General features: G+C 58.7%; 14 protein-coding genes. 8 read left to right on the top strand and 6 right to left on the bottom strand.

Features of this window, described 5'->3' with window-relative positions; all coding sequences use genetic code 11:
- Window positions 1-266 precede the first annotated feature (266 nt).
- Complete coding sequence (locus ABEV74_RS16465) at window positions 267-1019, top strand: MerR family transcriptional regulator (protein ID WP_430147621.1); 753 nt, start codon at window positions 267-269, stop codon at window positions 1017-1019.
- Between the two features lie 177 nt (window positions 1020-1196).
- Here ABEV74_RS16465 and ABEV74_RS16460 read toward each other — a convergent pair whose 3' ends face one another.
- From ABEV74_RS16460 to mnmL, 4 genes are read right to left on the bottom strand one after another with little or no spacing between them, the layout of a single operon-like run.
- Window positions 1197-2168 carry a type I phosphomannose isomerase catalytic subunit gene (locus ABEV74_RS16460; RefSeq protein ID WP_062494983.1) on the bottom strand — a complete coding sequence of 324 codons (972 nt, stop codon included), beginning with the start codon at window positions 2166-2168 and terminating at the stop codon, window positions 1197-1199.
- A gap of 51 nt (window positions 2169-2219) precedes the next feature.
- Window positions 2220-2618 carry a VOC family protein gene (locus ABEV74_RS16455; RefSeq protein ID WP_062494982.1) on the bottom strand — a complete coding sequence of 133 codons (399 nt, stop codon included), beginning with the start codon at window positions 2616-2618 and terminating at the stop codon, window positions 2220-2222.
- 38 nt (window positions 2619-2656) lie between these two features.
- A complete protein-coding gene (mnmM, locus tag ABEV74_RS16450) occupies window positions 2657-3283 on the bottom strand; it encodes a tRNA 5-(aminomethyl)-2-thiouridylate-methyltransferase MnmM (RefSeq protein WP_430147618.1) in 627 nt (208 codons plus the stop codon).
- The gene (mnmL, locus tag ABEV74_RS16445; RefSeq protein ID WP_213530810.1) at window positions 3283-4251 is read right to left on the bottom strand and encodes a tRNA modification radical SAM protein MnmL/YtqA; all 969 of its coding nucleotides are present in this window, start codon (window positions 4249-4251) and stop codon (window positions 3283-3285) included. Before mnmL ends, mnmM begins: the two co-directional genes overlap by 1 nt.
- On the opposite strand from mnmL, the gene ABEV74_RS16440 reads away from it, so the two are divergent.
- The 3 genes from ABEV74_RS16440 (at window position 4241) to trmB (ending at window position 5817) form a co-directional block, all read left to right on the top strand.
- Window positions 4241-4465 carry a hypothetical protein gene (locus ABEV74_RS16440; RefSeq protein WP_430147615.1) on the top strand — a complete coding sequence of 75 codons (225 nt, stop codon included), beginning with the start codon at window positions 4241-4243 and terminating at the stop codon, window positions 4463-4465. The genes mnmL and ABEV74_RS16440 overlap by 11 nt on opposite strands.
- Before the next feature lie 137 nt (window positions 4466-4602).
- Window positions 4603-4815, top strand: a complete 213-nt coding sequence (locus ABEV74_RS16435) for a hypothetical protein (RefSeq protein WP_430147612.1) — start codon at window positions 4603-4605, stop codon at window positions 4813-4815.
- Window positions 4816-5037: 222 nt separating this feature from the next.
- Window positions 5038-5817, top strand: a complete 780-nt coding sequence (gene trmB, locus ABEV74_RS16430) for a tRNA (guanosine(46)-N7)-methyltransferase TrmB (RefSeq protein ID WP_430147609.1) — start codon at window positions 5038-5040, stop codon at window positions 5815-5817.
- Here the strand turns inward: trmB and ABEV74_RS16425 are convergent.
- Complete coding sequence (locus ABEV74_RS16425) at window positions 5736-6290, bottom strand: phosphatase PAP2 family protein (RefSeq protein ID WP_372447202.1); 555 nt, start codon at window positions 6288-6290, stop codon at window positions 5736-5738. The two genes, trmB and ABEV74_RS16425, sit on opposite strands and share 82 nt — an antisense overlap.
- A gap of 684 nt (window positions 6291-6974) precedes the next feature.
- Between ABEV74_RS16425 and ABEV74_RS16420 the strand changes: the two genes are divergently transcribed.
- The 4 genes from ABEV74_RS16420 to nagZ all read left to right on the top strand — a co-directional run bounded on the left by ABEV74_RS16420 (window position 6975) and on the right by nagZ (window position 13725).
- Window positions 6975-8213, top strand: a complete 1239-nt coding sequence (locus ABEV74_RS16420) for a glycosyltransferase family 2 protein (protein ID WP_062497150.1) — start codon at window positions 6975-6977, stop codon at window positions 8211-8213.
- Window positions 8214-8561: 348 nt separating this feature from the next.
- Complete coding sequence (locus tag ABEV74_RS16415; protein WP_430147606.1) at window positions 8562-10391, top strand: sensor histidine kinase; 1830 nt, start codon at window positions 8562-8564, stop codon at window positions 10389-10391.
- Window positions 10392-10446: 55 nt separating this feature from the next.
- Window positions 10447-12081, top strand: a complete 1635-nt coding sequence (locus ABEV74_RS16410) for a response regulator (protein WP_430147603.1) — start codon at window positions 10447-10449, stop codon at window positions 12079-12081.
- A complete protein-coding gene (nagZ, locus tag ABEV74_RS16405; protein ID WP_430147600.1) occupies window positions 12082-13725 on the top strand; it encodes a beta-N-acetylhexosaminidase in 1644 nt (547 codons plus the stop codon).
- On the opposite strand, the gene ABEV74_RS16400 is transcribed toward nagZ, so the two are convergent.
- Window positions 13701-13961, bottom strand: coding sequence for a hypothetical protein (locus tag ABEV74_RS16400; RefSeq protein ID WP_430147597.1), 261 nt, complete (start codon window positions 13959-13961; stop codon window positions 13701-13703). The two genes, nagZ and ABEV74_RS16400, sit on opposite strands and share 25 nt — an antisense overlap.
- Window positions 13962-14056 lie beyond the last annotated feature (95 nt).

Below are 14056 nucleotides of genomic sequence, written 5' to 3'. Positions count from 1 at the left end.
TAACGTTCCGTCTGAGGTGAGAGTTCTGTCTGAGAGTAACGTGGCAGCTGAGAAACAACGTTTCGTCTGATTATGGTCGTGACATAGGAGCGGAATCGGGGAGTTGTTGCGCTATTGCCCGCGCTGCCGGAGTGCCGCGTCCGTACAGAGCCCCCGGTGTCGGCCGGATAGGTATCCAAATCGTGGGCGGCAATATCATATAAATTAGCGATTGACTCTCACGTTACGTGATACGCTATAGTAAACGCTGAAGGGGGCAACCGACAATGAAGGTGAAAGAAGTGGCCGATTTGGTCGGCATTAGCGTGCGCACGCTGCATTATTACGATGAAATCGGACTGCTGACGCCGGATACGGTCACCGAATCGGGATACCGTCTGTACTCTGACGACAATCTCGAACTGCTGCAGCAGATATTGTTTTTTCGGGAAATGGGCCTTCCTTTGAAAAAAATTAAAGCGATTGTAAGCGATCCTTCCTTCGACCGGCTGGAAGCGTTGGAGCTTCACCGGAACATGCTGCTCGAGAAGCGGACCAGGATCGACAAAATGATCGCTACGCTGGACAAAACGATCCGGCATGTGAAAGGAGAAATCGAAATGACAAATGCGGAAAAATTCGAAGGCTTCGATTTCAGCCGCAATCCTTACGAGCAAGAGGCGCGAGAGCGCTGGGGGGACGAGGCGGTTGACCGGTCGAAAGCAAAGCTCGGGAGCATGTCCAAGGCGGAACAGGAGGCGTTGGGAGAGGAAATGAACGCGATATACCGCAAGCTGGCGTCTCTCCGCCATGAATCGCCCGCATCGGAAGCGGCGCAGGACGCGATTCGAGAGTGGTTTGAGCTCCTGAACCGGATGGGCCATTACTCGCTCGACGCATTTAAGGGACTGGGCCAAATGTACGTCGACGACGTACGCTTCACGAAAAACATCGATCAATTCGGCGAAGGGCTGGCGGTATTCATGCGCGATGCGATGGCCGTGTTTGCGGATAACGGTAAAAAGCAAGCCGGCCAGTAAAGGCGGCGATCAGAGCAGGCCGACTTGACAAAATCGAAAGGACTCCGCTTCGATAACGGCAACTGTGCCTCAGCTTTCCTCCATACAACTGCAAAGGCCAACCGGATGCGACCCGGTTGGCCTTTGCATGTATATAGCGACGCTACGATGATGCCTTGCCGCCGAACGGCCCGGCTCTTACGGCAGCGTGCTGCGCAGAACGGTCATATTCCCGTTCAGCTCATAGCTGCCAAGCGTGGCGGGGAGCAGGAAACATTCGCCCGCCCGCAGCGCGATCTCGCCGCCGTTCCACTTCAGCGAGCCTTCGCCTTCGGCGACGACGAGAATGACGAAGCTCTCCGGTGTCGTGGACAGCGCCCACGGGCCCGCGACGACGCCCTTCTCCACCAGGAAGTAAGGGGACGAGGCGATCGTCAGCCATTGCCCGGCCGGCGTTCCCTGCGTTTTCATCCGCGTGGCGCCGGCGCCTTCGTATGCGATGACATTGAGCGAATCTTCGATATGCAGCTCGCGCGGCTTGCCGTCCAGTCCCGGCCGGTCATAATCGTAGAGCCGGTATGTCGTATCCGAGTTTTGCTGAATTTCCGCCACGACAACGCCGGAGCAAAGGGCGTGAACGGTGCCGGCCGGAATATAGAAAGCGTCGCCCGCCTCCACCGGCACCTCCTGCAGCGTATCCATAATCGAGCCTTCCCGGATCGCCTTTTCCATCGCCGCGCGATCCACGCCTTCTTTCAGCCCGTAAATAATTTTCGCTCCAGGCTTGGCGTCGAGAATGTACCACATTTCGGTTTTGCCGAGCTCGCCCTGCGGCAGGCGTTCGTAATCGTCGGTCGGGTGAACCTGGACGGAAAGATCGTCATTGCAGTCCAGCAGCTTGATCAGCAGCGGAAAACGTCCCGATTTTCCATTCAGCGCTTTCGAGCCGAACCATTCCCGGCCGTACGCCTCGCGTATCTCGTCGAGACCTTTGCCGGCCAGCTCCCCGTTTTTGACTTTGGTCGTCCCGTTCGGATGATCGCCGATCATCCAGCCTTCGCCGATCGCTCCTTCCGGGATGTTCAGGCCGAAGCGGGAAAGCGCCTGGCCGCCCCAAACTCTTTCTTTAAACACCGGTTCGAATTGCAGCGGATATGGTTGTACTGTCATGCTTGTAATCTCCCCACTTTTTATCTTGATTTGGATAACACCGGCCCGGCATCAGCCCAGCGGCCGTCCGGGCTGGAACAGCTCCAGCAGCTCGCCGTCCGGGCCGTAGAAGAAGAAATAGCGGCTTCCGTTCGGCAGCGTCGTAATTTCGGTATCGCGAAGCGGCACGCCGAGCGATTGAATCCGCTCGAATTCCGCCTCCACGTCGTCTACGGTAAAGGCGGCGTGATGGACCTTGCCTTCGGCCGGCAAATCCGGATTGTAGCCTTCGATCAGTTCGAGTTCCGTTTCTGCCGCATCCTCGAAGCTGAGGAAGGCGAGCCGGATAACGCCGTTCGTATGTGTCATCGTGTAGCGGTGCTTCATCCCGAGAACGGTAGTGTAAAACTCGATCGACTTTTCCAGATTGCGGACCATAATGCCGAGGTGCTCGATTTTTTTGACGGCCATGCTTCATTTCTCCTCCCGATTTTCGAAAAATGTTTGATTCAGCTTTGCCGGACCGGAAGCGGTGCTTCCGGATCGGCCGGGCGCGGTTTCCGCTTCTCCACCGCAATCAGATAAGGGGCGGCGGGTTTCTGGATATGGCGGTATATGGCCGACTGTCCCCGATCCGGCGGCAGCCCGGCGGCCCACGCCTCCACCGCTGCCGCTTCCGTCTCCCCGCCTTCGTGGCCGGGGTAGAGGACGCAGGTGACGATGCCGCCCGGACGAAGCAGCGTCATGGACGCTTCCAGCGCGGCGAGCGTGGAAGCCGTCTCGGTGATGACGGACGGATCGGCCCCCGGCAGATAGCCGAGATTGAACATGACGGCCGCGACCCGTCCGCGCTTCGCCGCCGGCACCTCGTCTTCCATGCCGGCATGGCTGCCGAGCACGAGCCGCACGTCAGGCAGCCGTCCGGCGGCGCGGAGCGGTTCCAGCCTTGCCTGCGTGCGATCGAGCGCCTGCCGCTGAACGTCGAAGGCGATCACCGTTCCGCGGGGGCCGACCGTCTCGGCAAGAAACAGCGTATCGACGCCGTTTCCGGCCGTGGCGTCGATGACGGTGTCGCCAGGCGAGACCCGTTCGGCGATCCAGCGGTGCGCCATGCTCAGAACCGACAGCAAGCCCATCAGCCGCGCGCCTCCGCGAATTTGCCCTGCCACGTGTTGCGGCGCCGAAGCTCGGCGTCGATCGCGTTCAGCACTTCCCATTTTTTCAGGCTCCACATCGGGCCGATCAGCAGCTCGCGCGGCGCATCGCCGGTCAGCCGGTGGACGATCATGTCCGGCGGCAGCATTTCCAGCGTGTCGACGACGAGGCCGACGTATTCGTCCAGCTCCAGGAAGCGCAGCAGGCCGGCTTCGTACTGCTTGACCATCGGCGTTTTGCGCATCAGATGCAGCAGGTGGATCTTGATGCCCTGCACGTCCATCCCCGCGACGGCGCGTCCGGTCGCCAGCATCATGTCCCGGTCCTCCTGCGGCAGTCCGTAAATGATATGGGCGCATACCCGGATGCCTCGCTCCCGGAGCCTGCGAACCGCGTCGATATAGCAAGCCGTATCGTGGGCGCGATTGATCAGCCTGGACGTCGATTCGTGTATCGTCTGCAGCCCCATCTCCACCCACAAATACGTCCGCTCGTTCAATTCGGCCAAGTAGTCGACGACATCGTCCGGCAAACAGTCCGGCCTTGTGGCGATCGACAGTCCGACGACGCCCGGCTGCTCGAGTATCGCTTCATAATACTCGCGCAGCGTTTCGACCGGGGCATACGTATTCGTATAAGCCTGGAAATAACCGATATAGCGGGCGTTCGGCCATTTCCGGTGCTGGCGGTCGCGGATCGTCGCGAACTGCGTGACGAGATCGTCGCGGCGCCTTCCGGCGAAATCGCCCGATCCGCGCGCGCTGCAGAAGGTGCATCCTCCCGTGGCGATCGTCCCGTCCCGGTTCGGACAAGTGAAGCCGGCGTCCAGCATGACCTTGAACACTTTGCCGCCGAATTGCCGTCTCATTTCGTAGTTCCATGTATGGAATCGTTTGTCGCCCCACATTAGCGGCTGTTCGGCCGCTATCGGCGATCGGTTGGCCAACATCGCAAACACCTTCTTTTTTATCGTCTTGATGTTTTCGCCAGAAGAGGCGCATAATCCTTTCTTCGTCAGGGCAGCCGTTTCGGGCAGCCGCATCGGCCTTGCGCGATTGTCCTCTTCCATTGTAGCGAAAACCGTCTTCGCGCGCCATGATCCGGCTGCAAATCGCGGGTTTCGTCTGACCGGCCACGGCGCCCTTATTTCAATTCAGACTTGATGTATCTTACATGATATGTTATATTTAAAGGGCGAAAAATCAACATTTTTATATACCTGCCTCTTCATCGTATCCATCGTAATAACGCATTTCGCAATCGGGAAAACTGTTTAAAAACCTGGACGAGGTGATGCGAGATGAACGAAGCGGTAAAAATTCCCCAAGGGGACCAGAAAGTAACGGTCGAATTGACGGTCAAGGAATTGATGGCGCTTGCCGGCTTGCGCTTCCACAACAATCACGACGTGGAGATCGCGGCGAAGAAAAAAATTAACGAGGCGATCGAGTCGACCTACGAGATCGAGAAGGCGGGCAAGCATGGCGAGACGACTTCGACATTCCTGAATTAGCATGACTTCGCATAATGGCGGCTGCCGGGTTCAGCAGAATCCGGCAGCCGCCTTTTTGCGGCGCAGTAATCGCGGACGATGCCCCTTTACATCCGGTGCGCCCATAAGGCACAATAGGGACGGGCCAGAATCGCCCGTTTCGCTCGAAACGGGGCGCCGGCAGAAGGCAGACGGCAGCCGCAGGCAAGCCGCAATGGAAAGATGTGACAGGGAGGACGCCGCATGCGTTTGAGAGGAAGAAAAGGAATACGGGAAAGTTTGGAGAATCAGCCGGATCTGGTCGTGCTGGACGCGAAGCCTCACCGCGGGCGCTGGCATCAGTTTTTCGGCAACGACCGTCCGATATATATCGAGCTTGGCATGGGCAAAGGCCGTTTCATCAGTGCGATGAGCGCGACGTACCCGGACATCAACTTCATCGGCGTCGATATGTACGACGAGCTGCTGCGCAGAGCAAGCGAGAAGGCGCGGGCCGTCTGGGCGGAGCGGGGAGTCGAAAGTCCGCCGAATTTGGCGCTTCTGAGGGCCAATATCGAATGGATCGAGACGATGTTCGCGCCCGGCGAAATCGAGCGGATTTACCTGAACTTCAGCGATCCGTGGCCGAAAGCGAAGCATGCCCGCCGCAGACTGACGCACCCGCGGTTTGTGGCGAAATATATCGAGCTGTTGAACGAGCGGGGCGAAATTCATTTGAAGACGGACTCGAAGCTGCTGTTCGAATTTTCGCTCAACAGCTTTTCCGATATGGGGCTTCAACTCCGCAACATTTCGCTCGATTTGCACCGGGGAGGCGTTCGCGAAGATCTGGTGCTGACGGAATATGAGAGCAAATTCATCGAGCAGGGACAGCCGATCCACCGGTGCGAAGTGGTGGTCGGCCGCGAGGCGCTGGCCGAGCATCGCGCGGCGATGCGCCGTCAAGTCGAGGGCCACAAGGCCGACACGCCGTATCCCGTCAGTGAGCCGAGCAGCAGCCCGGCGACGACGTCGGAAGGATAATGCAGCCCGAGATACATGCGGGACCAGCCGACGGATAAGCCGACGAACAGGGCGACGGGCACAAGAGCCGAAGGCAGCGCGTCCTGCATCAGCAGAAACGGCGTCAACCAGGCGAACACGGCGGTCGTATGCCCTGAAGGAAAAGAAGAATCGATCAGCGGATTTCTGCCGGTAATGACGTCCGGCATCGCCTGATACGGCCGCAGCCGCCGGACCGTACGCTTGACGACGGCTACCGGCACATGGCTGAGCACGACCGCCGTCAGGCTCTGCCATCCGGCCGTGTTCCACGGGGGCGGCGCGGCAATGGCGCACAGAAGCGAGCTTGAAAGCGTGAACGTGGCGCCCCCCATATGCGTCACCGTGCTAAGCCAGCCGCCGATCCCGAGCTTCAGCCACCGACGAACGGGACGGCGGTTCGCCCATTTGAGCAGGCGCTTCTCGCGCGTCCGCAACCATTTCCAAAATCCCACCTTCGCCATTCCCCTCCCCGATGCCGACAATTGATGCAAGTTAGGTTGTTCTATTGTACCATGATTTTGTTCGGCAAATATCATCCGCGCTCGTTTTTTTGTAAACGTTTTTATCCGCGCTTCGTTCATGAAACGTTTAACCGTCCGCAGCCGATGGTAAAAATAATATGGAGAGCTTCGAAGCCGGCGGACCGGAACGAGCGGAACCGGCTGTCCGAAAATTAGGGCTTCGGTCTCATTTTTCGGCGGGAGCGCCGCGGTCTTACGCGATTCATCGAAAGTTTTTCACCGACTCGTCACAACTTTTTTGCGGATTCTGTCGTATGTAAGGTCAAAAGAATTAAAAAGGCTGCAAATGGATGAAAATAAGGTTGTGCGTGTGGAAATCAGGGGAACGCAACCGTTGCATGCCCGTACAAGCGTTTTTCCTGCGGATAAGGACGGTATCGGGAGTATTTCCACTTTTGACAAACCGCTCCGAAGCGTGGAAAATCAGAATGGCGTGCGAACTTTAAAAAACAGAGAACACAGAGAACACAGAGAACAGAAACAGATAAGCGTAAAAGGCGGCTCCGCCGCATGGCGGGGAAGCAACGTTTCGCGACAACCGACAAGTCGAACACGCAGCAGACCAGACAGAGAGAATATAAAAAATGGGGTCGCAAGGGGGCAAAACCGAATATGATTTTGAACGCAGTCATGATCGCACTGCAAGTATTTCTGGCTTTTATCGGGCTGTACCAGTTTACGATCGCCTTGTTCGGCATCGTCAAGAAGTCCGGGCGCAAATCGCATGCGCCGCAAAAATCTTTCGCCGTGCTCGTCGCCGCCCACAACGAAGAGCAAGTGATCGGGGCGCTCGTCGAAAACCTGAAAAATCTCGATTATCCGAAAGAACTGTACGACATATTCGTCATATGTGACAACTGTACCGACAGAACGGCCGAAATCGTCCGCAGCTACGGCGTTCGCGCATGCGTGCGCAACAACCGCAAACTGCGCGGCAAAGGTTATGCGATCGAGTGGATGCTGAAGGAATTGTGGAAAATGCCGCGCCAATACGACGCGGTCGTCATGTTTGATGCCGACAACCTCGTAAATCCCGATTTTCTGCGGCATATGAACAACGATTTGTGCGAAGGGCACAAGGTGATCCAAGGTTATCTCGACACGAAAAATCCGGGAGATTCCTGGGTTACAGCCTCGTACGGCATTACGTACTGGTATTGCAACCGGCTGTGGCAGCTTTCGCGCAAAAATTTGAACATGAGCAACTTTCTCGGCGGCACGGGGATGTGCTTCGATGCCGGCCTGCTCAAGGAAATGGGATGGGGCGCGACCAGTCTTGTCGAGGATCTGGAGTTTTCGATGCGCTGCGTTCAGCGCGGCGTCTATCCGGTCCTGAACTACGATGCGAAGGTGTACGACGAGAAGCCGGTAACGTTCAAGGCTTCCGCCCGCCAGCGGCTGCGCTGGATGCAAGGACATTTTACGGTGGCGCGCCATTACTTCTTCCCGTTGCTGTGGGCCAGTCTGAAGGAACGCAATTTCGTCAAATTCGACGCCGCGCTGTACTCGATATCGGTGTACAATACGCTGCTCGGATTGATCGGCACGCTCGTGTTGTGGATCGATTACATCATCCCGAAGGACGACAAGCTTGTGTCGATTTACGCCTACCTCCCGTGGTGGGTTCCGGGTGTGGCGATTTTCTGCACCGTCGCGATGTTCCCGCTCGTCATGATGCTCGAGGGCGTCAAATCGTGGAAAATGTACGCAAGTCTTGTGCCAATGGTGCTGTTCCAGCTTTCGTGGCTGCCGATTACGTTTTATGCTTTCTTTACGCAGAACAACAAGCAATGGAGCCATACGAAGCATACGCGTGTCATCCGGCTCGAAGAAGTGCAAAGCAAGCAGGTGTAGATTTTGCCGTCGTGTCGCATATTTGCGACCTATGGCATCACGAACCGATGCAGTCCGTTCTCCTCTGGGAGACGGGCTGCATTTTGTTTTTGACGGGCCTTGCGATCCGCGTAACTTCAGCGCGAAACGCCCGCACCGCCTTTCCCGCTGCAGCGACACCGGGCAAAAAGAGGGTTTGGCACGCGAGCTATCGAATTTGTTGGCTTAGGCCACCGTGTAGACATTTTTATCCCTCTATCGGCAAAATAAGGACTTAAACCGGCCGATTCGCCGCCCTATAATGAAAGTGCGAGCATCTTCTTGCTGTACCGGACAATAACAGGCGGCCGAAAGGATGGCGCGCGGACGATGAGTTTGGGGAAACGGGTATTTACGGCTTTTTTCGTATTCGTCATGATTCCTTTGGTTGTGCTCGGCACCGTCTCTTCCCTCGCCTTCCAGCATGTGACGAGGGAGAAATACGAAGAGCAGCTTGAACTGTCCATGAACGCTATCGGACGCAACATCACCAACATGATCAAGGAGGCGAACTATTTCTCCGATTTTTGGGTGACGACCAAGGACAGCGTGCAAAGCGTCGAGCAGTCGATCGGGATGGGAAGCGCTCCGCCGCCGGCGGCGGACGATCCGTATATCGAAGAAATGGTGGAGCGGCAAAAGCTGAGTCAGCGGGTGCTGCTGACGTATCCGGGCATCAAATCGGTCACGCTGTACGGCGACGACGGCAAAGTCGTCAACGTCCGGTTCATTCCCGACACGCCGGCTCCGTTCGAGCAGTTGAAGACGAATCCGCTGTACGCCGAAGCGCTCGCCAAAAACGGCGCCCCCGTCTGGATCGGTCCTTACGAAGACCGGCTGCTGACCGGAGAAAACAATCTGTTTACCCAAATCCGGGTGCTGCTCGACATCGACACGCTTGCAAGCAAAGGCTTGCTCGTCATCCGGTTCCAGATGAACGAGCTGAGCCGGATATTCGATTTTTACAATACCGAAGCAAACGGCAACCGCCGTTTCCTGCTTGTCGGGCGGAGCGGCACGGTTATTTACGACAGCGGGGAGCAGCTGGCGGGAGAAAATTTTTATCGGCAAGCGGGCATCAGCGGACGGCTCGATCTTACGCAGCGCTACCAGAGCTCGAAGATGGATTTTCTCGGCCAAAAAAGTCTCGTCTCCGTCCACTATCTCCCGGAAATCAAGCGTCTCGGCACCGGGGACTGGACGCTCGTGACGGTGACCGACTGGGATTACCTGACCGGGGACCAGACGCGGATTCTCAGTTGGGTTGTCGGCATTACGGCCGCTTCGCTCGCCTGCGCGCTTGTCTTCAACCTGATGTTCGTCCGGCGAACCGTGAATACTTTCGTCCGCGTGGCCGGCGCCATGCGGCGCGTCGAACGCGGCGATCTGACGACGAGAGTGCCGGTTACCGGCAACGACGAGACGGTCATTCTCGCCAAAGGCTTCAACAGTCTCGTCGCGCGCGTCTCCGAGCTGCTCGACGAGGTCGTCCGGGAGCAGCATCGCAAGCGCAGGGCGGAGATGATGCTGCTGCAAGCGCAGATCAAGCCGCACTTTCTGTTTAACGCGCTGGAATCGATCAACATTTTGGCCGCCCGCAACGACGGACGCAAAGTAAGCCGCATGGTGCAGCAGCTTGCGAATATTTTCCGCATCAGCATTCAGCAGAAGGAAGAAATCCGCATCGATCAGGAACTCGAGCATGTGCGAAGCTATCTGGAGATCCAGAAATTCCGGTTCGAGGAACTGTTCGAATACGAAATCGACGTGCCGGACCGGCTGCTGCACCATCGGATTTTGAAGCTGACGCTGCAGCCGCTTGTGGAAAACTGCGTCCAGCACGGCTTCGAAGGCATCGATTACCTCGGCCGCATCCGCATCAGCGCCGTCGAGGAAGGGGACAACATCGCCTTCTATGTGGCGGACAACGGGATCGGCATTCCGCAGCGCAAGATGGCCATGTTCGCCGCCGGCGGCGCGACGGCGCTCGAAGCGCTGGACGGGGAGCCGGCGGAGACCGGCGAAAGGCGCGGACTCGGGGTCGGCAACGTGAACGACCGGCTCCGCATCCATTACGGTCCGGGCTACGGACTGCTCCTATGCAGCGCGGAAGGGATGGGCACGGTCATCAAATGTCTCATTCCGAAGTCCGCATCCTGACCCTGGCGGCAGTCGGCATAGCGGAACACGACATTTCCCGAGGAGGGGATGAGCCATGAAGCTGAAGATTTTGCTGGTCGACGACGAAATCAACATTTTGAAAAATCTTCAGGCTGTCGTGCCTTGGGAGGAATTGAACGCGGAGATCGTCGGCCTTGCCAAAAACGGGGAAATCGCGTTGGAGCTGGCCCGCGAGCACCGTCCGCATCTCATTCTGTGCGACATCCGCATGCCGGTCATGGACGGGATCGCATTTCTGGGCGCGCTGCGGGAATTCGACTCCGACGCCGAGGTCATGATGATGACCGGTTACCAGGATTTCAGCTACGTGCGGTCGGTTATCCGCTATGAAGTGAGGGATTATGTCCTGAAGCCGATCGACTACGAGGAACTGACCCGGACGATTGGGCGGCTCGCGGCCGGCATCCGCGAGCGAAACGCCGAGCGGCAGACGATCCAGCAGGAATGGCGGCAGATGTACCGGCTCGCTTACGAAAAGGCGCTGTACGATTTGCTGGTCGATATCGGAGACGGGACGGCCGGGCCGTTTCTCAAGCTCAGCGTACTGTCGGAAGAAAATTTGGCGTTTGCGATGCTGCTTATCGATATCGGGGACTATTCCAGACGGGATATCCGGTGGGACGAGCGGGAGCGCAAGCTGTGGAACTTCGCGGTGCGCAACATTGTGCAGGAGCATTTTGCCGATCTTGAAGTTCCGCACGCTGTATTGCAGGTGCGCGGCGGGGAATGGTGCGTGCTGGTCGAACGGGTGCCGCCGGAGTCGTTCGACCGGAACGAATGCACGTCATGGGCCGAAAATTTGCGCCGGAAGATCGGCCTCTATCTCAAGCTGGACACCCGCATGGCGCTGCATCCGGTCTCTGTCCCGCTCGACCGGCTGGCCAAGACCTACAAGCATTTGCAGCGCTCGCTGCATCTGAGCTCCGGCGCGGAAGGAAGCGTTATCGTGCCCGAGTTCCGCCGCGTCGGCGGGGAGGAGACGCAGCGCTTGTGGGACCGGATCGAAGAGATGGTTACGGGGCTCAAACGCTGCGACAGGCGGAGAACGGAAGCCGCGCTGCGCGAGCTGAACGAAAGTTTCCGCCGGCTGCCGGACGGATCGTTCGAGCGGATCGGGCCGATTCTGCATTATGTCTGCCTTCATCTGCTGCGGGAGATGCGGGCGATGGACGTCATCGGCAGGGACGAAGAAGCCGAATACTGGAGCCAAATCGACTGCAGTCCCGGCATCCGCGAAACGCTGGCGATCATCAACCGGCTGATCGACCGGTCCATCGACAGCGTGATGAAAAAGAAAACGGGCGACGTGCTCATGCTGGCGGCCAAAGATTACATCGAACGCAACCTGTCGTCGGATTTGAGCATCGATCTGCTGGCCGACTACCTCGGTATCAGCGGCAGTTATTTCAGCCTGCTGTTCAAACAGCATTTCGGCGAGACTTTCGTGGAATATGTCACCAGACAGCGGATGGAGATGGCGAAATCGCTGCTGGCTTTAAGCGACAAAAACGTAACGGCGATAGGACAAATGGTCGGCTACTCGGAACGCCGCTATTTTACGCGCGTGTTCAGCAAATATACGGGCATGCTTCCGTCGGAGTACCGCGAGATGTCGCATCGGCGTCATGACAAGCCGGTACTTTCCGGCTGGAACAACAAGGAGAAATGAATGATGACCAAAAAAGCGCAATCATGGCGTGAGATGGGATTAAAGGAAAAGATCGGGCAGCTGTTCATTTGCGGCTTCGACGGCTGCCGGCCGACGCCGGGAATCGCGAGGCTCATCGCGGAGTACGGCATCGGCGGCGTCGTCTATTTCCGCCGCAATTTGCGGGACGCCCGGCAGGTCGCGTCTTTGTCGGCGGAGCTTCAGGAGCTGGCAGCCGTTCCGCTATGGACCGCTATCGATCAGGAGGGCGGGATGGTGGTCCGGCTGGAGGAGGGCGTTACCGTCATGCCGGGCGCAATGGCTATCGGGGCGGCCGGCGACCCTGAGCTCGCATACGAGGCTGCGCGGCGGTCGGGGGCCGAACTGAAAGCGGTCGGCATCAACATGAATTTGGCGCCTTGTCTCGATGTCAACAACAACCCGGACAATCCGGTCATCGGGGTGCGTTCGTACGGCGAGAATCCGTCCGCCGTTGCGCTGCTGGGCGTGAAGGCGTTGCAAGGTTATCAGGACAGCGGCGTGGCGGCGGTCGCAAAGCATTTTCCCGGACACGGCGATACGGCCGCCGATTCCCATTTCGAACTGCCCGTCGTTCCGCATGGGCGGGAGAGGCTCGACGAAGTCGAGCTGCTGCCGTTCCGGGCGGCGATCGCGGCCGGGGTCGACGCCATTATGACCGCTCATGTCGTGTTCCCGGCGTATGAGCCCGATCATATCCCGGCCACCTTGTCCCGGCGCATTCTGACGGGGCTGCTTCGCGAACGGCTCGGCTACCGGGGCGTCGTCGTGACGGACTGCCTGGAAATGAACGCGATCGCCGAAACGATCGGCGTGGCGAAAGGCGCGGTGGAAGCGGTCAAAGGAGGGGCCGATCTGGTGCTGGTCAGCCACCGTCTGGACCGCCAGTTGGCGGCGCTTGAAGCCGTACACGACGCGGTGCTCGCCGGCGAGATTCCGCTCTCCCGCATTGACGAGGCGGTCGAGCGGGTATGGCTGCTGAAGGAGCGCAGGGGACTTATCCGACAGTCTGGCTCCGGCTCCGCACCGCAGCGGGCGGAAGCTGCGGGGGCGGAAGCTGCGGGGGCGGAAGTGCACTCGGCTGCGCAGGAGACGGCCATCCGTATATCCGAAGCGGCGGTAACGGTTGTGAAAGGCGGAGAACGGCTGCCGCTTGATCGCGGCGGCCGTACGCTGGTCGTATGGGCGGAACCGCGAGTGAGCACCGAGGTTGTCGAGGTAATCGAACAGGAGTGCACGCTGGCCGCCGCCTTGAAGGACGAAGGCTATGCGGCGGAAGAAACGCGGATCGGGCTCGACCCGGCGGAAAGCGAGGCTGCCGCCGCGCTTGGCGCGGCCGCGAAGGCCGACACGATCGTGTTCGTCTCCTATGACGCGGCATTTTCGCCCGGCCAGATTGCGCTGATCCGCAAACTGAACGAACTGCCGGACAAAGCTTTCGCGCTCGTCGCGGCCAGAACGCCTTACGATTTGTTGGCGGTGCCGGAGGTTCCGCTTTATCTATGCACCTACGAGAATAAACCGACGATGATGAACGCGCTGGCCGGCGTTCTGTCGGGGCGATTGCCGGCTCGCGGCGTCCTGCCGGTCACGATCGGCCCCTATCCGCGCGGGAGCCGCACCTGACGAAAGCGCAGCGCAGGCTCCCGGCTCGCCGCATGGCGGCGGTCAACCGCATATGAGCCCCTTTCCGCGGCCTGTACGAGGCCCGGCCGCAGGGCGTGCCCGGCAGACAACGGGACAGCCGCGCCGGCGTATGCGGCAGAAGAGCTTCTCCCCGCAATCGAGAGCGGAGAGAGGCTCTTTTGCATTTGCCGCCAGCTTAACCGGCCGCTTGGCGGATACCGGCCCATCTTCGCCATCCCTGCCCTCCCCGCAGATTTTTGTCCCCCGGACCTTTCCTGCGAGTGCGGGGACGAACGAGCGTCATTCCTTCGAACGGGACGCCCGTCTATAC

Source organism: Paenibacillus cisolokensis (assembly GCF_050481165.1).
In the GTDB taxonomy this organism is placed as follows: domain Bacteria; phylum Bacillota; class Bacilli; order Paenibacillales; family Paenibacillaceae; genus Paenibacillus_AH; species Paenibacillus_AH cisolokensis.
Note: the sequence above shows the minus strand (reverse complement) of the source record. Positions and strands in the feature narration are given on the sequence as shown.

Bases quoted from the DNA above. Each gene is read 5' to 3' on its own strand.
- ABEV74_RS16460 (WP_062494983.1), bottom strand. From the start codon at position 2,168: ATGACAGTACAACCATATCCGCTGCAATTCGAACCGGTGTTTAAAGAA.
- mnmM (WP_430147618.1), bottom strand. From the start codon at position 3,283: ATGGGCTTGCTGTCGGTTCTGAGCATGGCGCACCGCTGGATCGCCGAA.
- nagZ (WP_430147600.1), top strand. From the start codon at position 12,082: ATGATGACCAAAAAAGCGCAATCATGGCGTGAGATGGGATTAAAGGAA.
- ABEV74_RS16455 (WP_062494982.1), bottom strand. From the start codon at position 2,618: ATGGCCGTCAAAAAAATCGAGCACCTCGGCATTATGGTCCGCAATCTG.
- ABEV74_RS16400 (WP_430147597.1), bottom strand. From the start codon at position 13,961: ATGGCGAAGATGGGCCGGTATCCGCCAAGCGGCCGGTTAAGCTGGCGG.
- trmB (WP_430147609.1), top strand. From the start codon at position 5,038: ATGCGTTTGAGAGGAAGAAAAGGAATACGGGAAAGTTTGGAGAATCAG.
- mnmL (WP_213530810.1), bottom strand. From the start codon at position 4,251: ATGTTGGCCAACCGATCGCCGATAGCGGCCGAACAGCCGCTAATGTGG.
- ABEV74_RS16435 (WP_430147612.1), top strand. From the start codon at position 4,603: ATGAACGAAGCGGTAAAAATTCCCCAAGGGGACCAGAAAGTAACGGTC.
- ABEV74_RS16410 (WP_430147603.1), top strand. From the start codon at position 10,447: ATGAAGCTGAAGATTTTGCTGGTCGACGACGAAATCAACATTTTGAAA.
- ABEV74_RS16465 (WP_430147621.1), top strand. From the start codon at position 267: ATGAAGGTGAAAGAAGTGGCCGATTTGGTCGGCATTAGCGTGCGCACG.
- ABEV74_RS16415 (WP_430147606.1), top strand. From the start codon at position 8,562: ATGAGTTTGGGGAAACGGGTATTTACGGCTTTTTTCGTATTCGTCATG.